This is a genomic window from Streptomyces sp. NPDC002680 (assembly GCF_042889145.1).
Classification (GTDB): domain Bacteria; phylum Actinomycetota; class Actinomycetes; order Streptomycetales; family Streptomycetaceae; genus Streptomyces; species Streptomyces adonidis.
The window spans coordinates 34,136-52,757 of record NZ_JBIAQP010000024.1; the positions used below are offsets into that span (position 1 = coordinate 34,136).

An 18,622-nucleotide genomic window follows, 5' to 3' on the forward strand; every position below is an offset into this window, starting at 1 on the left:
CGATGTCAGCGCAGAAGAAGAACCACGAGGGCGGCCCGCCGAACAGTTTCGGCATGGGCATGGGCGGCCCGCTGCTGGCCGGCGGGTCATGGACGGTGTGGAAGAGCGGGTTCATCGGGCTCATCGGTGTCGGCGGCCTCTGGCTCGGCCTCGGGATCGGGTCGTGGGCGATCGCGGCCTTCTCCGGTCTCGTGACGCTGGTGGCGGCGGTGTGGCTGCGCGGCGCGCTGAGAAGCCACCGGGACGCGCGGCGCCTGGAGCGACGAGCGGCGGCCCGCGCCTCCGACGAATGACGACGGCGGCGCCACCAGCCACCCGTCACCTGTCACCGAACCGGCCACGGGGTGCAGTTGACTCATGTGTGACTGCACCCCGTGACCGGCCCGTGCACGGCATCGGCAGCCCGCCAGGGTGAGAGGGGCGGCGGGTGCCTGGGGGCGGATGCCCTCCAAGGGGGGCGAGGAATGCATCCGAACCGCCGTTCCAGGATGGAACGGGCGGGAAGGGGAAGGGCAGCCGGGGAGCATGCGACAGCCCAACACCCGGTGAACCAGGGCCGGACGGAGTCGGTTCGGCGGCTCAGATGCCCGCCGCCGAGGACAGGTCCCGCTTGATCGTCTCCAGCAGGCCGGCCGCCTTCGCCCGGGCCGCCGGGAGATCCGCGTGCACGGGCACGGGGATGACGACCTCCAGGTAGCACTTCAGCTTCGGCTCGGTACCGCTCGGCCGGACGATGACCCGGGCGCCGTCGAGCGTGTAGCGCAGACCGTCCGTGGGCGGGAGCGTCTCCGTGCCCTTGGTGAGGTCCTCGGCCTTGGTGATCGCCAGGCCCGCGAGCCGGGTCGGGGGCTGTTCGCGCAGCCGGCGCATGGCGTCGGCGATGACCGACAGATCCTCGACGCGCACCGACAACTGGTCCGTGGCGTGCAGCCCGTGCTCGACGGCGATGTCGTCGAGCAGATCGAGGAGCGTACGGCCCTCCTCCTTCAGCTCGGAGGCGAGCTCCGTGATGAGGAGCGCGGCCGTGATCCCGTCCTTGTCCCGTACGCCGTCCGGGTCCACGCAGTAGCCGAGGGCCTCCTCGTAGCCGTAGCGCAGGCCCTCGACGCGGGCGATCCACTTGAAGCCGGTGAGGGTCTCCTCGTAGGGGAGGTTCGCCTTCTCGGCGATCCGGCCGAGGAGGGAGGAGGAGACGATCGACTCGGCGAAGGTTCCCCGCGCGCCGCGCCGGACGAGGTGGGTGGCGAGGAGGGCGCCGACCTCGTCACCGCGCAGCATGCGCCAGCCGTCGCCGGGCACGGGTACGGCCGCCGCGCAGCGGTCCGCGTCGGGGTCGTTCGCGATGATGAGATCGGGGTTGGTCTCGCGGGCCTTGGCGAAGGCGAGGTCCATCGCGCCGGGCTCTTCCGGGTTGGGGAAGGCGACGGTCGGGAAGTCCGGGTCGGGGTCGGCCTGTTCGGCGACCAGGGTGGGGGCCGGGAAGCCCGCACGGGCGAAGGCGGCGAGGAGGGTGTCCTTGCCGACGCCGTGCATCGGCGTGTAGACCGTGCGGGCGGTACGGGGGGAGCCGGGGGAGAGGACGGCGTCCGTACGGGCCAGGTAGGCGTTCAGGACGGTGTCGTCGAGGGTTTCCCAGCCGGTGGAGGGGCGAGGGACGTCGGCGAGGGCGTGTACGGCGTCGATCTCGGCGGCGATCTCCGCGTCCGCGGGCGGGACGATCTGCGACCCGTCCCCCAGGTACACCTTGTAGCCGTTGTCGCGGGGCGGGTTGTGGCTGGCGGTGACCTCTACGCCCGCTACCGCGCCGAGGTGCCTTATTGCGAACGCCAGTACGGGGGTGGGGAGGGGGCGGGGGAGGACCGCTGCCCTGAGGCCGGCGCCGGTCATCACGGCGGCTGTGTCCTGGGCGAAGTCGGCGGACTTGTGGCGGGCGTCGTAGCCGATGACGACGAGGCCGTCGGTCTGGCCCTTCGCCTTCAGGTACGCGGCGAGGCCGGCGGCGGCGCGGATGACGACGGAGCGGTTCATACGCATGGGGCCGGCGCCGAGTTCGCCTCGGAGGCCCGCGGTGCCGAACTGGAGGGTGCCTGAGAAGCGGGCGGTGAGTTCGGGGAGGTCGTGGGCGTCGATGAGCTTGGCGAGTTCGTCGCGGGTCTCCGCGTCGGGGTCCTCGGCCAGCCACGCCTTGGCCCGTGCGATCAGCTCGTCGTCGTGCACGTCGGTGCCTCTCGGTGTGGTGGTGGTGCGGTTACGTGGTCGGGCGCGGGCCCATTGTTTCTCGCCCCCGCCGCCCCTACCCGTCCCATCCTTCTGGGGGCTGCGCCCCCAGACCCCCCTTTCGGCCTGAACGGCCTCGTCCTCAAACGCCGGACGGGCTGGATGGTGGCCCCTCGTCCTCAAGCGCCGGACGGGCTGGAGGGTGGCCCCCCGTCCTCAAGCGCCGGACGGGCTGGAATGCCTGGGGCTGGGCTGAATGATCAAGCCCCGACGGCCACCATCCAGCCTCGACGGCCACCCTCCAGCCTCGGTCGGCACCATCCAGCCCGTCCGGCGTTTGAGGACGAGCGCGTTCAGCGCGACAGAGGGGGGTCTGGGGGCGCAGCCCCCAGGGATGGGAACGGGTAGGGGCGGCGGGGGCGAGAAATGACCTACAGGCGGTCCAGGACCTGGGCCAGTAGTGAGCCCATGCGGGTTGCGCTGTCGCGGCCCGCCTGGAGTACCTCCTCGTGGTTCAACGGTTCCCCCGTCATCCCCGCCGCCAGGTTCGTCACCAGCGAGATGCCCAGGATCTCGGCCCCGGCCTCACGCGCCGCGATCGCCTCCAGAACCGTCGACATGCCCACCAGGTCCGCCCCGATCACCCGCGCCATCCGGATCTCGGCAGGGGTTTCGTAGTGCGGGCCCGTGAACTGGGCGTACACGCCCTCCTCCAGGCTCGGGTCGATCTCCTTGCACAGCGCCCGCAGCCGAGGCGAGTACAGATCCGTCAGATCCACGAAGTTCGCGCCGACGATCGGCGACGTCGCCGTGAGGTTGATGTGGTCGCTGATCAGGACCGGCTGGCCGGGACGCATGTCGGGGCGCAGGCCGCCGCAGCCGTTGGTCAGGACGATGGTCTTGCAGCCGGCGGCCACGGCGGTACGGACACCGTGCGCCACGGACGCGACGCCCCGCCCCTCGTAGTAGTGCGTGCGCCCCAGGAAGACCAGCGCGCGCTTGTCACCGATCCGGTACGAGCGGATCCTGCCGCCGTGGCCCTCGACCGCCGGCGGCGGGAATCCGGGCAGCTCGGTGACCGGGAGGTCGGCCTCGGGGGAGCCCAGGGCGTCCACTGCCGGTGCCCAGCCGGAGCCCATCACGAGGGCGACGTCGTGGGTCTCGGCGCCCGTCAGCTCCCGCAGGCGGGTGGCGGCGGCGTCGGCGGCGGCGTGGGGGTCGCCCTGGATGTCGTCCGGAAGAAGAGATGCGTTCACGCGCAAGAGCGTATCCGGTCGGAGCCTACGCGCGTAGATGACAGAGGCCACGGGATGGCGATCGTTGTCTTGTCGTTTCCAACCAAACGCGATGCGCGCTCGGCTCAACAGGGACGTTTTCTCAGTTCCATCACATAGTCGTGCGGAGCCCCCGCAGACTCCGCCGCGTCGGCGATCTCGCCCAGGTACCGCGCCGACGGCAGCCCGCCCTCGTACCCGTTGAGGACGTACACCCACGCCGGCTCCTCGCCCTCCAGTGTGTGGACGCGCAGCCGCATCCGGCGGTAGATGTCGAGGCCCACGCCCTCCCAGCGGTCCAGCGACTCCTCGTCGGGCGGGGCGATGTCGTACAGGGCGACGAAGACCTGGGAGCGGGGGGCCTCGACGATCGTCGGGAGGGCGCCCTCCCAGCCCATGTGCTCGCCGCCGAACGTCAGCCGCCAACCGGTCAGCCACCCGGTGGCGCGCAGCGGCGAGTGCGGTGCGCGGCGCGTCATGAGCCGCGCGTCGAGATTGCCGGCGTAGGCGGCGTAGAGCGACATGGGTCGAGAGTACGGCAGCGGACACGGCCGTCACTCCGACAGCACAGGCCCCTCCCGCACCCGTACAACCGTGCGCCCGCACCGGTCCCGTACGGCCACGCATGCCCCGGGGCGCGGGCACCTCCGGGCATGCGGGACAATGGAGCATGTGACTCGGATCGTGATCATTGGTGGCGGACCCGGCGGGTATGAAGCTGCGCTGGTGGCAGCGCAGCTCGGCGCGGAGGTGACCGTCGTCGACTGCGACGGTCTGGGCGGGGCGTCGGTGCTCACCGACTGCGTACCGTCGAAGACCCTGATCGCCACGGCCGAGGTGATGACCACCTTCGACTCGTCGTACGAGGAACTGGGGATCATCGTCGCCGACGACACCCCACCCGACCAGCAGGCCGCCCGCGTCGTGGGTGTCGACCTCGACAAGGTCAACCGACGGGTGAAGCGGCTCGCCCTCGCCCAGTCGCACGACATCACCGCCTCCGTCACCCGGGCCGGCGCCCGTGTCCTGCGCGGCCGTGGCCGGCTCGACGGCATGCAGGCCATCGACGGCTCCCGGAAGGTCGTCGTACGGGCCGCGGACGGCACCGAGGAGACCCTCGTCGCCGACGCCGTACTGATCGCCACCGGCGGCCACCCGCGCGAGCTGGCCGACGCGCAGCCCGACGGCGAGCGCATCCTCAACTGGACCCAGGTCTACGACCTCACCGAGCTGCCCGAAGAGCTGATCGTGGTCGGGTCCGGTGTCACCGGTGCCGAGTTCGCCGGTGCCTATCAGGCCTTGGGTTCGAAGGTCACCCTCGTCTCCTCCCGCGACCGTGTGCTGCCGGGTGAGGACCCGGACGCCGCCGCCGTCCTCGAAGAGGTCTTCCGGCGCCGTGGCATGAACGTCATGGCCCGCTCCCGCGCCGAGTCCGCCAAGCGCGTCGGCGACCGCGTCGAGGTCACCCTCTCCGACGGGCGTGTCATCACCGGCTCGCACTGTCTGATGGCCGTCGGCGCCATTCCCAACAGTGCCGGAATGGGCCTTGAGGAGGCCGGGGTCAAGCTGCGCGACTCCGGGCACATCTGGACCGACAAGGTGTCCAGGACGACCGCCCCGGGCGTGTACGCCGCCGGTGACGTGACCGGTGTCTTCGCCCTCGCGTCCGTCGCCGCCATGCAGGGCCGGATCGCCATGTACCACTTCCTCGGCGACGCGGTGGCCCCGCTCAACCTCAAGACCGTCTCCTCCAACGTCTTCACCGACCCCGAGATCGCCACCGTCGGCTACACCCAGGCCGACGTCGACGCCGACAAGATCGACGCCGTGGTCGTCAAGCTCCCGTTGCTGCGCAATCCGCGCGCGAAGATGCAGGGCATCCGCGACGGCTTCGTCAAGCTCATGTGCCGTCCTGGTACGGGGATTGTCGTCGGCGGGTGTGTCGTGTCGCCGCGTGCCTCCGAACTCATCCACCCGATCTCGATCGCGGTCGACAACAATCTGACGGTCGAGCAGATCGCGAACGCGTTCACCGTCTATCCGTCCCTTTCCGGATCGATCGCAGAGGTCGCCCGGCAGCTCCACACGCGCAAGGCGGCGGGCGAGGCCTGAGCCTCCGAGCGGAACTTCCCGCTGGTCACGGGGAGTTGCGGCCCATTCGTACGGCATAGGCGGAGCGGATAGGCGCGTATACCACTTCCCGTACCCCCATGCGAACAACTTCTGTTATTCGGCGCAAACTGCTGAAAGCAGACGGTCGTTGGGGTTACTGTCAGTTTCGTGTTCGCTGCAGAACGTCGTCAATTGATCCTCGAAATGGTGCGAGCGAATGGGGCCGTGTCGCTCCGTGAGCTCGCCCGCGTCGTCCAGACCTCCGAAGTGACCGTACGGCGGGACGTGCGCGCACTGGAGGCAGAAGGACTCCTCGACCGCCGGCACGGCGGTGCGGTATTGCCGGGCGGCTTCACGCGGGAGTCCGGCTTTCCGCAGAAATCCCATCTCGCGACCGCCGAGAAGACGGCCATCGCCGACCTCGCCGCGAGCTTCGTCGAAGAGGGCGAGGCCATCGTGGTCGGGGCGGGGACCACCACGCAGGAGCTGGCACGCCGGCTCGCGCGGGTCCCCGGGCTGACCGTCGTCACCAACTCCCTGTTGGTGGCCCAGGCGCTGGCCCACGCAAACCGGGTGGAGGTCGTGATGACCGGCGGCACTCTGCGCGGTTCCAACTACGCCCTGGTCGGCAGTGGCGCCGAGCAGTCCCTGCACGGGCTGCGGGTGTCCAAGGCCTTCCTCTCCGGAAGCGGGCTCACCGCCGAACGCGGACTGTCGACCTCCAACATGCTGTCGGCGTCCGTCGACCGCGCGCTGGTGCAGGCCGCCGCCGAGGTCGTCGTGCTCGCCGATCACACCAAGCTCGGTACGGACACCATGTTCCAGACCGTGCCCACGGACGTGATCACCCGCCTCGTCACCGACGAACCGCCCGTCCACGACGACCGCGCGGGTACGGAACTCCAGGCCCTGGCCGACCAGGGGGTACAGATCGCCGTCGCCGGATCGTCCGGCTCGGGGAACGGCTCCCAGGCGACCGGACCGGGCGGCGGTGATCAGGTCCCGGCGCGCCAGCAGCGCCGGGACGTGCCGCTGCCCAACCCACGCCGGGGCCAGCTGCCCGGCGGCGCGGCGGGTCATCCGCTGCGCGGCACGATGCTGGGCGAGCAGCCCGGCGGACCCGGTGAGCGCGAACGGGAGCGGGAGCGGGCCCGGGTGGCGGATCTTCGCCGCCGCTGACCGCCGTACCGGCTCTCAGGCCTTCACGCCCCGCAGTGTCAGGGTCAGGAGGCGGTCGGCCAGGCCCGGGTCGTCCGGGGTCTCCTCGGCTGCCAGCGCGATGGCGTTGGTGAGCTGGAGCAGGTCGCCGATGGAGACGTCGGTGCGCAGGGTGCCGGCCTGCTGGGCGCGGGTGAGCAGGGCCGCGCCCGCCTCCCGCATCGGGTTGCTGCACCTGGCCAGCGCCGAGTCGGCGTCGTACGACACCGACATGAGCGCCCGTGCCAGGCCGCGGTACTCGCCGGCGTGCGTGACGATCTCGCGCAGCCAGGTGACCAGGGCGGTGCACGGGTCCGGGGCGGTGAGCAGCTCGCGGGAGCGGGCGAGCAGGTCGTTCACCGCGTCCTCGAAGACCGCGCTCATCAGGGCGTGGCGGTTGGGGAAGTGGCGGTAGAGGGTGCCGATGCCTACGCCTGCGCGGCGGGCGACGTCTTCGAGGGAGGTGTCTGTGCCGTGCTCTGCGAAGGCGGAGCGGGCTTCTGTGAGCAGGCGCTCGTAGTTGCGGCGGGCGTCCGCGCGGAGGCCTGCCGGCGGGTGGGCCATGGTTCACCTGCCCTTCGTTTGCTTGGTCTGTGGGGTCAGCATGCCATCGGTTGTCTTTTGGCTGCGGGCCGGTGGGGGCTTGTCGCGCAGTTCCCCGCGCCCCTAAAAGAGCTGCCCGCACCGTTTGTCAGAAAGTGAAGCGCCCGGTGGCTGATCGCTCAGCCTGCCGGGCGCCTCGTAATTTCGTGCTGTCAGTCCTTGATTTCGCAGATGGGGGCGCCGGAGGTGAGGGAGGCGCCGACCTCTGCCGCGAGGCCCTTGATGGTGCCGGCCTTGTGGGCGTTGAGGGGCTGTTCCATCTTCATGGCCTCCAGGACGACGACCAGGTCGCCTTCCTTGACCTCCTGGCCCTCCTCCACGGCCACCTTGACGATGGTGCCCTGCATCGGGGAGGCGAGGGTGTCGCCGGAGGCCACCGGGCCCGACTTCTTGGCCGCGCGGCGCTTGGGCTTGGCGCCCGCCGCCAGGCCGGTGCGGGCCAGGGACATGCCCAGCGAGGACGGGAGGGAGACCTCCAGGCGCTTGCCGCCGACCTCGACGACGATCGTCTCCCGGTCGCTCTCGTCCTCCGCCTCGGCATCCGTCGGAGCGGCGAAGGGCTTGATCTCGTTGACGAACTCGGTCTCGATCCACCGGGTGTGGACCGTGAACGGGTCCTGACTGCCCGTGAGTTCGGGGGCGAAAGCCGGGTCGGTGACGACCGCGCGGTGGAACGGGATGGCGGTGGCCATGCCCTCGACCTGGAACTCGGCCAGCGCACGGGCCGCGCGCTGGAGGGCCTGCTCGCGGGTGGCGCCGGTGACGATCAGCTTGGCGAGCAGGGAGTCCCAGGCGGGGCCGATGACGCTGCCGGACTCGACGCCCGCGTCCAGGCGCACCCCGGGGCCCGACGGCGGGGCGAAGGTGGTGACGGTGCCGGGGGCGGGCAGGAAGCCGCGGCCCGGGTCCTCGCCGTTGATCCGGAACTCGAAGGAATGACCGCGCAGCTCCGGGTCGCCGTACCCGAGTTCCTCGCCGTCGGCGATACGGAACATCTCGCGCACCAGGTCGATGCCGGCGACCTCCTCGGTGACCGGGTGCTCGACCTGGAGGCGGGTGTTGACCTCCAGGAAGGAGATCGTGCCGTCCATGCCGACCAGGAACTCCACCGTGCCGGCGCCGACGTAGCCGGCCTCCTTCAGGATCGCCTTCGAGGAGGCGTACAGCTCGGCGGTCTGTGCCTCGGACAGGAAGGGCGCCGGGGCCTCCTCCACCAGCTTCTGGTGGCGGCGCTGCAGCGAGCAGTCACGGGTGGAGACGACGACCACGTTGCCGTGGGAGTCGGCCAGGCACTGGGTCTCCACATGCCGCGGTTTGTCGAGGTAGCGCTCGACGAAGCACTCCCCGCGCCCGAACGCGGCCACCGCCTCACGGACCGCGGAGTCGTACAGCTCCGGGACCTCTTCGAGGGTGCGGGCGACTTTCAGGCCGCGTCCGCCGCCGCCGAAGGCGGCCTTGATGGCGATGGGCAGGCCGTGCTCCTGGGCGAAGGCGACGACCTCGTCCGCGCCGGAGACCGGGTCGGGCGTGCCGGCGACCAGTGGGGCACCGGCGCGCTGGGCGATATGACGGGCGGCGACCTTGTCACCGAGGTCACGGATGGCCTGCGGCGGCGGGCCGATCCAGGTCAGACCCGCGTCGAGGACGGCCTGGGCGAAGTCGGCGTTCTCCGAGAGGAAGCCGTATCCGGGATGGATCGCGTCCGCCCCGGAGTCCTTGGCGGCCTGGAGCACCTTGGCGATGTCGAGATAACTGGTCGCCGGGGTGTCACCGCCCAGGGCGAACGCCTCATCCGCGGCGCGGACATGCAGAGCGTCCCGGTCCGGGTCGGCGTACACGGCCACGCTCGCGATTCCGGCATCCCGGCAGGCCCGGGCAACGCGGACAGCGATTTCGCCACGGTTGGCGATGAGCACCTTGCGCACGATTGAGGCTCCCTCCTTGAAACAAGCCGAGTTTAGGGACTGCCGACACGGCGCATCGACCCGTCCCCACTGGTGAGCTTGCCCACACGGAGCGTGATACGAGGCTCGCTCGACCCGCGAAATCCCTTGTCGCACCTACTTATGCAGGACTCCTGCGGGAAACCCTAGCCCCCTCATGTGGTCAAGGTCTCTGTGAGAGCGTGCTGCGGCCCACTCCGTTTCTTTGTGGAGTCCCTACGAACGGCCCAATGATTCTTTGCCCGTCGAGCAACCTCGGACGAACCCTTGTCCGCGCGTTTACCCGTTAGTAGCGTTCACGTTGTACCGAACGTAGTGCCAACCGAACGTAGTACTGGCCGCATGAGCGGCAGTCGAAAGTGGGTGGGGGCCAGTGGTCCGCAGACCGGTGGCTTGGATCGTCGCGGTCATCTTGTTCGTGGAGGCGTTCGGCGTCGCCGCGCTGAACTGGCTCCTGGGGACCGTCGTCGACAACCAGCAGATGTCCCTCGCCGGTCTCGACCCGGACATGATGTCCGTGTCCTCGAAGATCGGCGGCCTGGTCTTCGGCGCCTACTTCGCGCTCTGCGGGGTGGTGGCCCTGCTCGTCGCCCTCCGCGACCGCTCCCCGGCCGGCCTCGGCCGCATCCTGCTGATCAGCGTGGCCGTGGTGCACGCGCTGCTGGGGGCGTTCGCCTGGGGCCTGGTGGGCTGGACGGCGTTCCTGACCATGGTCGTGGTGATGGCGCTGGTGGTGCTCCTGCTGATGACGTATGACCGGCAGAACGGCACGGCGGCCTCTCAGAGCCCTGAGGACGGTACGGGCGGTACGGGCGAGAGCGGCTCGCCGGCCAAGGGGAACGGCGGCGGCTCGCCGCTCACCCCTCCGCCGACGCCCAGCACCCCCTGACCGCTACTTCTCCCCGGGCGTCCACAACTCCGTGATCCCGACGCCCAGTTCGGCGAGCAGCCTGCGTACGAGGGGAAGGCTGATGCCGATGACGTTGCCGTGGCCGCCGTCGATGCCGTCGATGAACGGTGCCGAGCGGCCGTCGAGCGTGAACGCCCCGGCGACATGGAGGGGCTCGCCGGAGGCGACGTACGCGGCGATCTCGTCGTCGGTCGGCTCGCCGAACCGCACGACCGTGGACGCGGTGGCCGACACATGGCGGTTGTTCGCCGTGTCCCAGACGCAGTGGCCCGTCTGGAGCGTGCCCGCCCGGCCGCGCATCGCCTTCCAGCGGGCGGTGGCCTCCTCGGCGTCTGCGGGCTTGCCGTACGCCTCGCCGTCCAGGTCGAGGACGCTGTCGCAGCCGATCACCAGCGCGCCCCGCACCTCGGGCTTCGCGGCCACCACGGAGGCCTTGGCCTCGGCGAGGGCGAGGGCCAGGTCGGCGGGGGTCGGCGCCGTCACGGCGTCCTCGTCGAAGCCGCTGACGATCACCTCGGGGTCGAGTCCGGCCTGCCTGAGGAGGTTGAGCCGGGCGGGTGACTGGGAGGCGAGTACGAGGCGGCGGCGTGGCTGATCGGTCATGTGGTCAGGGTATCGGCGGGGGTTGGCCTACAACACGCCGAGGACGATCATCGCGAGGAGCATGGCCAGTGCCATGAGAAACCCGAGCCGCCGAAGCATCTGCTGCGCTTCGCGCAGTTCCTTCGGCGGCTCGTTCTCTGGGTCGGACCACAACATGCCATCCAGCGTGACGCTCTGCGGGTTGGGGCGCCTGAGTACGCGTACTTAACTTGCGGCTGCGATGTGCAGTTCGCTTGCTGCGGGCCCGGTGGGGGCTGGTCGCGCAGTTCCCCGCGCCCCTTTCGGGGCGCGGCTGCTCAGCTCGGCCAGTAGGTGCGGGTCCAGGACGATGGGCCCGGGTGGGGCAGGCGCTGGGCGGCGATTCCTGCCGGGTCCGCCCAGGCGTCCTTGGTGCCTGGTGCGCCGGGTGCCGTGGAGGACGCTGCCACGGCTCGGGCGCGGACCACTGCCAGGGCGGCGGCCAGCTCCTCGGGGGTCGGGTTGCCCCGTACGACCTTGATGTTCACAACGGCTCCTGAACGGTCTAGAGGGGGATGTTGCCGTGCTTCTTCGGGGGCAGGGACTCGCGCTTGGTGCGGAGCTGGCGCAGGCCCCGTACGACCTGGCGGCGGGTGTCGGACGGGAGGATCACCGCGTCGACGTAGCCGCGTTCGGCCGCGATGTAGGGGTTGAGGAGGGTGTCCTCGTACTCCTGGATCAGGCGGGCGCGGACCACGTCCAGGTCCTCCCCGTTCGCCTCCGCCTCGGCGATCGTGCGGCGGTGCAGGATGTTGACCGCGCCCTGGGCGCCCATGACGGCGATCTGGGCGGTCGGCCAGGCCAGGTTGAGGTCGGCACCCAGGTGCTTGGAGCCCATGACGTCGTAGGCGCCGCCGAAGGCCTTGCGGGTGATGACCGTGATGAGGGGGACGGTGGCCTCGGCGTAGGCGTAGATCAGCTTGGCGCCGCGCCGGATGATGCCGTCGTGCTCCTGGTCGACGCCCGGGAGGAAGCCGGGGACGTCCACGAAGGTGAGGACCGGGACGTTGAAGGCGTCGCAGGTGCGGACGAAGCGGGCGGCCTTCTCGCTCGCGGCGATGTCGAGGCAGCCCGCGAACTGCATCGGCTGGTTGGCGACCACGCCGACCGGACGGCCCTCCACCCGGCCGAAGCCGGTGAGGATGTTGGGCGCGAACAGGGACTGCGTCTCGAAGAACTCGGCGTCGTCCAGGACGTGTTCGATCACCGTGTGCATGTCGTACGGCTGGTTCGCGCTGTCCGGGATCAGGACGTCCAGCTCGCGGTCCTCGTCCGTGACGGCGAGGTCCGCCTCCTCGGGGAAGAGCGGGGGCTCGGAGAGGTTGTTGGACGGCAGGTACGACAGCAGCTGCTTGACGTACTCGATGGCGTCCTTCTCGTCGCCGGCCATGTGATGGGCCACGCCCGAGGCGGAGTTGTGGGTGCGCGCGCCGCCCAGCTCCTCCATGCCGACGTCCTCGCCGGTGACCGTCTTGATGACGTCCGGGCCGGTGATGAACATGTGCGAGGTCTGGTCGACCATGACCGTGAAGTCGGTGATGGCCGGGGAGTAGACGGCCCCGCCCGCGCACGGCCCGACGACGAGTGAGATCTGCGGGATGACGCCGGACGCGTGGGTGTTGCGGCGGAAGATCTCGCCGTACGCGCCCAGCGAGGCGACACCCTCCTGGATACGGGCGCCGCCCGAGTCGTTGATGCCGATCACCGGACAGCCGGTCTTCAGCGCGAAGTCCATGACCTTGACGATCTTCTGGCCGTACACCTCGCCGAGTGCGCCGCCGAAGACGGTGAAGTCCTGGGAGAACACGGCGATCGGACGCCCGTCGACGGTCCCGTAGCCGGTGACGACACCGTCGCCGTAGGGGCGGTTGTTCTCCAGGCCGAAGTTGGTCGAGCGGTGGGTGGCGAACTCGTCGAGCTCGACGAACGAGTCGTCGTCGAGGAGCAGTTCGATCCGCTCACGGGCCGTCAGTTTGCCCTTGGCGTGCTGCTTCTCGACCGCCCGTGCCGATCCGGCGTGCGTCGCCGCGTCGACGCGGCGCTGCAGGTCCGCGAGCTTGCCAGCGGTGGTGTGGATGTCGATCTGCTGCGGCTTTACCGGCTCGGCCATCGGGATGCGGCTCCCTGCAAAGAGTGACGTGCTCAGAAGGGGGATTGGCTACTCATCCGTAGCGTAGTGGGGTGCCTACCCATCGGCAGTGCGGCGTTTACCACATCTAGTGTGGCTTGCATGACGCCGCGAGATGACTCAGCCGACGGCCGCTGGTCCGACCTGGACCGCCCGCCCCTCAACGCCGGTGCCCTGCGCCGGGCCCTGGTCCGGGAAGGGGACGGGCTCTGGTCCGGGGTGGAGGTTGTCCGGAGTACGGGGTCCACGAACGCCGATCTCGTCGCCCTCGCGACTGCGGGCAAGGCGGAGGAGGGGCTCGTCCTGGTCGCCGAGGAGCAGACCGCCGGGCGCGGGCGGCTCGACCGGCAGTGGACGGCGCCCGCCCGCTCCGGGCTGTTCTTCTCCGTCCTGCTGAAGCCGACGGAGGTGCCTGTGGCCCGCTGGGGCTGGCTGCCGCTGCTCACCGGGGTCGCGGTGGCGACGGGGCTGTCGCGGGCCGCGGGCGTCGATACGTCACTCAAATGGCCCAACGACCTGCTGGTGAGCGTGGGGGGCGCGGAGCGCAAGGCGGGCGGGATCCTCGCGGAGCGGGCCGGTACGGACGCGGTGGTGATCGGCATCGGCATCAACGTCACCCTGCGCGAGGACGAGCTGCCGGTGCCGACGGCGGGGTCGTTGGCGTTGGCGGGGGCGGTGGGGACGGACCGGGATCCGTTGCTGCGGGCGGTGCTGCGGTCGTTGGAGCAGTGGTATGTGCGGTGGCGGACGGTGGAGGGGGATCCGGTGTTGTCCGGGTTGCAGGAGACGTATGCGGCGGGGTGCGCGACGTTGGGGCGGACTGTGCGGGCGGAGTTGCCGGGGGAGAGGTCTGTGGTGGGGGAGGCGGTTGCCGTGGACGGGGACGGGCGGTTGGTGCTTGCCACGGGGGAGGGGGTGCAGGAGCCGGTGGGGGCGGGGGATGTGGTGCATCTGCGGCCTGCGTGAGTTTTTCGCCCCCGCCGCCCTTACCCGTCCCATCCCTGGGGGCTGCGCCCCCAGACCCCCCTATCGCGCTGAACGCGCTCGTCCTCAAACGCCGGACGGGCTGGAGGGTGGCGGCCGGGGTTGATTTCTTAGCCCGTCCGGCGTTTGAGGACGAGGCCGTCCAGGCCGACAGCGGGGGTCTGGGGGCGGCAGCCCCCAGGGGGTCACACCAACACCGGGTGCGTTGTCACTGCTGGACCTAGCGGAGCGAGGCCGTATCGTGGAGGGCGGTCGATATCTGACCGTGACAGATCGGAAGGGCAGCAGGCGTGACCGTCGACGACACGGGCTCCGACGCGGCGGGCAGCCGGGTGGACGGGCAGGACGCCGACCCCGGTGAGGACCCGCTCGCCCTGCGTCTCGAACAGCTCATCCTCGGGGCCGAGCGGCGCTACACCCCCTTTCAGGCCGCCCGCAGCGCAGGCGTCTCCATGGAGCTGGCCTCCCGTTTCTGGCGGGCCATGGGCTTCGCCGACATCGGGCAGGCCAAGGCGCTGACCGAGGCGGACGTCCTCGCGCTGCGCCGGCTCGCCGGTCTCGTCGAGGCGGGGCTGCTGAGCGAGGCGATGGCCGTGCAGGTGGCGCGTTCCACGGGGCAGACCACCGCCCGGCTGGCGGAATGGCAGATCGACTCCTTCCTGGAGGGGCTGACCGAGCCGCCCGAGCCCGGAATGACCCGCACAGAAGTCACGTATCCGCTGATCGAACTGCTCCTGCCCGAGCTGGAGGAGTTCATCGTGTACGTCTGGCGGCGCCAGCTCGCCGCCGCGACCGGACGGGTCGTCCAGGCCGCCGACGACGAGGAGATGGTCGACCGGCGGCTTGCTGTCTGCTTCGCCGACCTTGTCGGCTTTACGCGGCTTACCCGTCGTATGGAGGAGGAGGAACTCGGCGAACTCGTCGAGGCCTTCGAGACCACGGCCGCCGACCTGGTCGCCGCGAACGGCGGGCGGCTCGTCAAGACGCTCGGCGACGAGGTGCTGTACGCGGCGGACGACGCCGGTGTCGCCGCCGAGATCGCGCTGCGGCTGATCGAGACGATGGCGCACGACGAGACGATGCCCGAGCTGCGCGTCGGGATGGCCTTCGGCACGGTGACCACCCGTATGGGTGATGTGTTCGGGTCGACGGTGAACCTGGCCTCCCGGTTGACGTCGATAGCGCCACGGGACGCCGTGCTCGTCGACGGGGCCTTCGCTCAGGAGCTGATCCGGACCGGGGACGCGCCCGCCTCCGAGGCGGAGGCGGCCGAGGCCGCTGCCGCCGCGGAGAAGGAGGGCGAGGAGCCGCCGGTGTACCGCTTCGCGCTCCAGCCGATGTGGCAGCGGCCGGTGCGCGGCCTCGGCGTGGTGGAGCCCTGGCTGCTGACCCGGCGGGCCGGGCCTGTGGCGTAGGACCGCCCGTTCGTCCATCTCCCTCCGCTCAGTGGCGGTGGTTCAGCGCGTCCACGCACAGACCGATCAGCGGTACGCAGACTCCGCCGGGCGCGGAGGGCTGCGGGGCCGGTGCGGGGGCCTGGGGCGGCGCCGGGGCCACCTGCTGTGGGGGTTCGGGCGCGAGGGGTGCTGGGGCCGGTGTCGTAGCCGGCGGCTGTTCAGGGGTGGCGACCGGCGCCGGTGTGTCGGGCCGCTGCGGGATCGTGGTGGCGTCGGGGGCGGTTCCGGGGGTTGTGGGGTACGGGCCCAGGGGCTGAGGGCGCAGGGGGCCGGTCGCGCTCGGGAGAGTCGTCGGCAGTGCTGTCGTCGGGGCCGGGGCGGGGGTCGCGCCGCCCATCGGGGCGCTCGCCGACGGGGTTGCCGTGGGGGTCGTCCCGACGGTGGCGGCCGTGTTGTCGGTGCGGTCGGTGTCCCCGTACGTGTCGCCGCCCGTGTCCGTGCCCGCGTCCGTGCCTGTGTCCGTGTCCAGGTCGGACTGGGCCTGGGTGTTGCCGACGCCGCCCACTCCGCCGTCGGGCGCCAGCCGTACGAGGCTCAGGACGCCGGCGGCCAGCGCGAAACCGCCCGCCGCGAGCAGGACCTTGCGGGGGCGGGGTTTGCGGTGCCGGCCCCTGGGGCGGGTGACGGGCGGCTCGGGGGCGGGCGGCGGGGGAGGCGTCCAGGTTCGGGCGGGGCCCGTGAACTGGCGCGGGACCTGGGCATGCCTCGGTGTGCCTGTCTCGACCGGCCTGGTCGTCGTGTCCGTCATCGCGATCCCTCCCCGTTGCGCTCGTGCCCCCGATGCGCCGAGGCGGTGCGCACGTTATGCGCTCCCCGGGGCGGGATTTCGGGAGATCGCTGCCGTGTCACCCGAACGGGGAGAGGGATCCCTTCTGCGGCCGTTCTTCCCTTGCGTGTACGTGGGCTGCGATGATCGGGGTGGTCGTAGTTAACCCACGTTAACCGGGAGGGTGTCATGGGTGAGGAGCGGTTCGGGGAGTTCGTCGTGGTGCGGCGGCACGAGTACGTCGCCGAGCTGGTCCTCGACCGGCCGAAGGCCATGAACGCGGTCTCCTCGGCCATGGCCCGGTCCATCGCGGGCGCGTGTGCCGCGCTGGCCGCCGACCGTGACGTACGCGCGGTGGTGCTGACCTCCACCCATGAGCGGGCGTTCTGCGTCGGGGCCGACCTCAAGGAGCGGAACTCGATGACCGACGCCGAGCTCGTTCGGCAGCGGCCGGTGGCGCGGGGGGCGTACACCGGCGTACTGGATCTGCCGATGCCCACGGTCGCGGCGGTGCACGGGTTCGCGCTGGGGGGCGGGTTCGAGCTGGCGCTGTCCTGCGATCTGATCGTGGCGGACGGTACGGCGGTGGTGGGGCTGCCCGAGGTGTCCGTGGGCGTGATTCCCGGGGGCGGTGGTACGCAGTTGCTGCCCCGGCGGGTGGGCGCCGCCCGGGCCGCCGAGCTGATCTTCACGGCGCGGCGGGTGGAGGCGGCCGAGGCGCGGGAGCTGGGCCTGGTGGACGTACTGGTGGAGGAGGGGCGGGACCGTGAGGAGGCGCTGGCGCTGGCGTCCCGGATCGCGGCGAACTCCCCTGTGGGGGTACGGGCGGCCAAGCGGGCCTTGCGGGTGGGGTTCGGGCTGGACCTGCGGGCCGGGCTTGAGGTGGAGGACGCCGCATGGCGTGCCGTTGCCTTCTCGGGCGATCGGGCGGAGGGGGTGGCGGCGTTCGCGGAGAAGCGGACGCCTGCCTGGCCGGGGGAGTAACCGTCACGCCTCTGGCGGGCCGGGTCGTACGGCGCTCCGCGCCGCCTCCCCTCCGGCCTCCCCTGTTCGCCCTCCCAATGTCTCAATTCACTACAAACCTTCCTAACCTGGATCAATGGGTGAGGAAAGCCGGCTCAGCGCCGTCGTGACGCTCGCGCAGGGCATGGCCGCCGCGCACAGCCCCCGCGACTCCTGGCGTGCCGCCGCGCTCGGTGCCTGTCATGCCCTGACCGGGAACTTCGCCGCGCTGTCGGTCTGGGAGCGGGAGCTGGGGCGGTTGCGGGTCCTCGCGAACGTGGGGGAGCTGGCCGTCGACGAGGAGGAGTTCCCGGAGGGGGAGGCGTACCCCGTGCACCAGTTCCCGGAGATCACCGAGTTCCTGCACGAGCGGTGGGCGGGCGGTGGTGAGCCCAACGCCTGGGTCGAGACCGCCGAGGGGCCCGCCGACGGGGCCTTCGAGGGGCGCGCCGGGTACTGCCATCAGCGTGTCGCCGCGCTACGGCGCCGGGGGCGCGGCTGCTGTGTCGTCGCCCCCGTCGTGCTGCACGGACGGGCCTGGGGCGAGCTGTACGTCGCCCGCCCGGTCGGTGCGCCCGTCTTCGACCGTGCCGACGCCGACTTCGCCACCGTCCTGGCGTCCGTCGTCGCCGCCGGGATCGCCCAGACCGAGCGGCTGGAGGAGGCCCGGCGGCTCGCCTTCACCGATGCGCTCACCGGGCTTGCGAATCGGCGTGCGGTGGACGCGCATCTCGACGAGGCGATCGAGCGGCATCGGCGGGACGGGGCGGTGGTCAGTCTCGTCGTCTGCGATCTGAACGGGCTCAAGCGGGTCAACGACACCCTGGGGCATGCCGTCGGTGACCGGTTTCTCGAGCGGTTCGGGTCTGTGCTGTCGCTGTGCGGGGCGATGTTGCCGGGGGCGTTGGCCGGGCGGCTGGGGGGTGACGAGTTCTGCCTGTTGGTGGTCGGTGCGCCGGCCGATGACGTGGTCCGGGCGGCGGACGAACTCTGCCGTCGTGCGGCCGGGTTGGAGTTGGGGGAGGGGGTTGCCTGTGGGGTGGCCTCGACGGCCGATCCGATCGGGGTGGTGCGGACGGCTCGGCGGTTGTTCCGGCTGGCGGATGCGGCGCAGTATCGGGCGAAGGCGGTGCATGCGGATCGGCCGGTGGTCGCGGGGCGCGAGGGTCCCGACGATCCGGTGGTACGCCTCGCCGACGCGAGGCCGTCCCGGGAGGGGGCTGTTGAGCGGCGAAGGTTCCGCGGGCGCAGGCCGTGAGGCGGGGCATTTGTTTTCGCCCCCGCCGCCCCTACCCGTTCCCATCCCTGGGGGCTGCGCCCCCAGACCCCCCTTTGTCCTCAAACGCCGGACGGGCTGAAAGATCCAGCCCGTCCGGCGTTTGAGGACGAGGCCGTTCAGGCCGACAGC

At 71.2% G+C, this 18,622-nt stretch carries 18 protein-coding genes and 1 pseudogene; 9 read left to right on the forward strand and 10 right to left on the reverse strand.

Annotation, left to right across the window (positions count from 1 at the left end; translation table 11 throughout):
• Positions 1-2: 2 nt before the first annotated feature.
• Entirely contained in the window at positions 3-293 is a 291-nt protein-coding gene (locus ACFYXF_RS44565; RefSeq protein ID WP_389358721.1) for a hypothetical protein, read from the forward strand.
• 286 nt (positions 294-579) lie between these two features.
• Here the strand turns inward: ACFYXF_RS44565 and ACFYXF_RS44570 are convergent, their stop codons facing one another.
• Positions 580-2,217, reverse strand: a complete 1,638-nt coding sequence (locus ACFYXF_RS44570; protein WP_389358723.1) for a phospho-sugar mutase — start codon at positions 2,215-2,217, stop codon at positions 580-582.
• Between ACFYXF_RS44570 and ACFYXF_RS44575 the strand changes: the two are divergent.
• Positions 2,186-2,378, forward strand: a pseudogene (locus tag ACFYXF_RS44575) (hypothetical protein); the annotation flags it as partial. The gene ACFYXF_RS44570 and the pseudogene ACFYXF_RS44575 overlap by 32 nt on opposite strands.
• A 270-nt stretch (positions 2,379-2,648) precedes the next feature.
• On the opposite strand, the gene ACFYXF_RS44580 reads toward ACFYXF_RS44575, so the two are convergent.
• Both ACFYXF_RS44580 and ACFYXF_RS44585 read right to left on the reverse strand, forming a co-directional pair.
• Entirely contained in the window at positions 2,649-3,473 is an 825-nt protein-coding gene (locus ACFYXF_RS44580; protein WP_389358725.1) for a purine-nucleoside phosphorylase, read from the reverse strand.
• 104 nt (positions 3,474-3,577) lie between these two features.
• Positions 3,578-4,015 (reverse strand): gamma-glutamylcyclotransferase, encoded by a 438-nt coding sequence (locus ACFYXF_RS44585; RefSeq protein ID WP_369037808.1) that lies wholly within the window; start codon positions 4,013-4,015, stop codon positions 3,578-3,580.
• Here ACFYXF_RS44585 and ACFYXF_RS44590 point away from each other — a divergent pair.
• Entirely contained in the window at positions 4,014-5,603 is a 1,590-nt protein-coding gene (locus tag ACFYXF_RS44590; RefSeq protein WP_389358727.1) for an NAD(P)H-quinone dehydrogenase, read from the forward strand. The two genes, ACFYXF_RS44585 and ACFYXF_RS44590, sit on opposite strands and share 2 nt — an antisense overlap.
• A gap of 168 nt (positions 5,604-5,771) precedes the next feature.
• Positions 5,772-6,782, forward strand: coding sequence for a DeoR/GlpR family DNA-binding transcription regulator (locus ACFYXF_RS44595; RefSeq protein ID WP_389358730.1), 1,011 nt, complete (start codon positions 5,772-5,774; stop codon positions 6,780-6,782).
• Between the two features lie 15 nt (positions 6,783-6,797).
• On the opposite strand, the gene ACFYXF_RS44600 is transcribed toward ACFYXF_RS44595, so the two are convergent.
• Together ACFYXF_RS44600 and ACFYXF_RS44605 are read right to left on the reverse strand one after the other, a co-directional pair.
• Positions 6,798-7,364, reverse strand: a complete 567-nt coding sequence (locus ACFYXF_RS44600) for a TetR/AcrR family transcriptional regulator (RefSeq protein WP_389358732.1) — start codon at positions 7,362-7,364, stop codon at positions 6,798-6,800.
• A 191-nt stretch (positions 7,365-7,555) separates the two neighbouring features.
• The gene (locus ACFYXF_RS44605; RefSeq protein WP_389358734.1) at positions 7,556-9,328 is read right to left on the reverse strand and encodes an acetyl/propionyl/methylcrotonyl-CoA carboxylase subunit alpha; all 1,773 of its coding nucleotides are present in this window, start codon (positions 9,326-9,328) and stop codon (positions 7,556-7,558) included.
• 391 nt (positions 9,329-9,719) lie between these two features.
• On the opposite strand from ACFYXF_RS44605, the gene ACFYXF_RS44610 reads away from it, so the two are divergent.
• Positions 9,720-10,235 (forward strand): hypothetical protein, encoded by a 516-nt coding sequence (locus ACFYXF_RS44610; RefSeq protein ID WP_389358736.1) that lies wholly within the window; start codon positions 9,720-9,722, stop codon positions 10,233-10,235.
• Between the two features lie 3 nt (positions 10,236-10,238).
• Here the strand turns inward: ACFYXF_RS44610 and ACFYXF_RS44615 are convergent, their stop codons facing one another.
• The 4 genes from ACFYXF_RS44615 to ACFYXF_RS44630 all read right to left on the reverse strand — a co-directional run bounded on the left by ACFYXF_RS44615 (position 10,239) and on the right by ACFYXF_RS44630 (position 12,987).
• Positions 10,239-10,859: a Maf family protein gene (locus tag ACFYXF_RS44615; protein WP_389358738.1), complete on the reverse strand. Its 621-nt coding sequence runs from the start codon at positions 10,857-10,859 to the stop codon at positions 10,239-10,241.
• A 27-nt stretch (positions 10,860-10,886) separates the two neighbouring features.
• Positions 10,887-11,015 (reverse strand): morphogenic membrane protein MmpB, encoded by a 129-nt coding sequence (gene mmpB, locus ACFYXF_RS44620; protein ID WP_268828153.1) that lies wholly within the window; start codon positions 11,013-11,015, stop codon positions 10,887-10,889.
• A gap of 140 nt (positions 11,016-11,155) precedes the next feature.
• Entirely contained in the window at positions 11,156-11,365 is a 210-nt protein-coding gene (locus ACFYXF_RS44625; protein ID WP_389358740.1) for an acyl-CoA carboxylase epsilon subunit, read from the reverse strand.
• A 17-nt stretch (positions 11,366-11,382) separates the two neighbouring features.
• On the reverse strand, positions 11,383-12,987 hold the full coding sequence (locus tag ACFYXF_RS44630; protein WP_389358743.1) for an acyl-CoA carboxylase subunit beta: 1,605 nt from the start codon (positions 12,985-12,987) through the stop codon (positions 11,383-11,385).
• A 120-nt stretch (positions 12,988-13,107) separates the two neighbouring features.
• Between ACFYXF_RS44630 and ACFYXF_RS44635 the strand changes: the two genes are divergently transcribed.
• Together ACFYXF_RS44635 and ACFYXF_RS44640 are read left to right on the forward strand one after the other, a co-directional pair.
• The gene (locus ACFYXF_RS44635; protein ID WP_389358745.1) at positions 13,108-13,971 is read left to right on the forward strand and encodes a biotin--[acetyl-CoA-carboxylase] ligase; all 864 of its coding nucleotides are present in this window, start codon (positions 13,108-13,110) and stop codon (positions 13,969-13,971) included.
• Between the two features lie 308 nt (positions 13,972-14,279).
• Entirely contained in the window at positions 14,280-15,404 is a 1,125-nt protein-coding gene (locus ACFYXF_RS44640; protein WP_389358747.1) for an adenylate/guanylate cyclase domain-containing protein, read from the forward strand.
• A 28-nt stretch (positions 15,405-15,432) separates the two neighbouring features.
• Here the strand turns inward: ACFYXF_RS44640 and ACFYXF_RS44645 are convergent, their stop codons facing one another.
• Positions 15,433-16,194 (reverse strand): hypothetical protein, encoded by a 762-nt coding sequence (locus tag ACFYXF_RS44645; protein ID WP_389358749.1) that lies wholly within the window; start codon positions 16,192-16,194, stop codon positions 15,433-15,435.
• 207 nt (positions 16,195-16,401) lie between these two features.
• On the opposite strand from ACFYXF_RS44645, the gene ACFYXF_RS44650 reads away from it, so the two are divergent.
• Both ACFYXF_RS44650 and ACFYXF_RS44655 read left to right on the forward strand, forming a co-directional pair.
• The gene (locus tag ACFYXF_RS44650) at positions 16,402-17,196 is read left to right on the forward strand and encodes an enoyl-CoA hydratase/isomerase family protein (RefSeq protein ID WP_389358751.1); all 795 of its coding nucleotides are present in this window, start codon (positions 16,402-16,404) and stop codon (positions 17,194-17,196) included.
• Between the two features lie 115 nt (positions 17,197-17,311).
• Entirely contained in the window at positions 17,312-18,472 is a 1,161-nt protein-coding gene (locus ACFYXF_RS44655; protein WP_389358753.1) for a diguanylate cyclase domain-containing protein, read from the forward strand.
• Positions 18,473-18,622 lie beyond the last annotated feature (150 nt).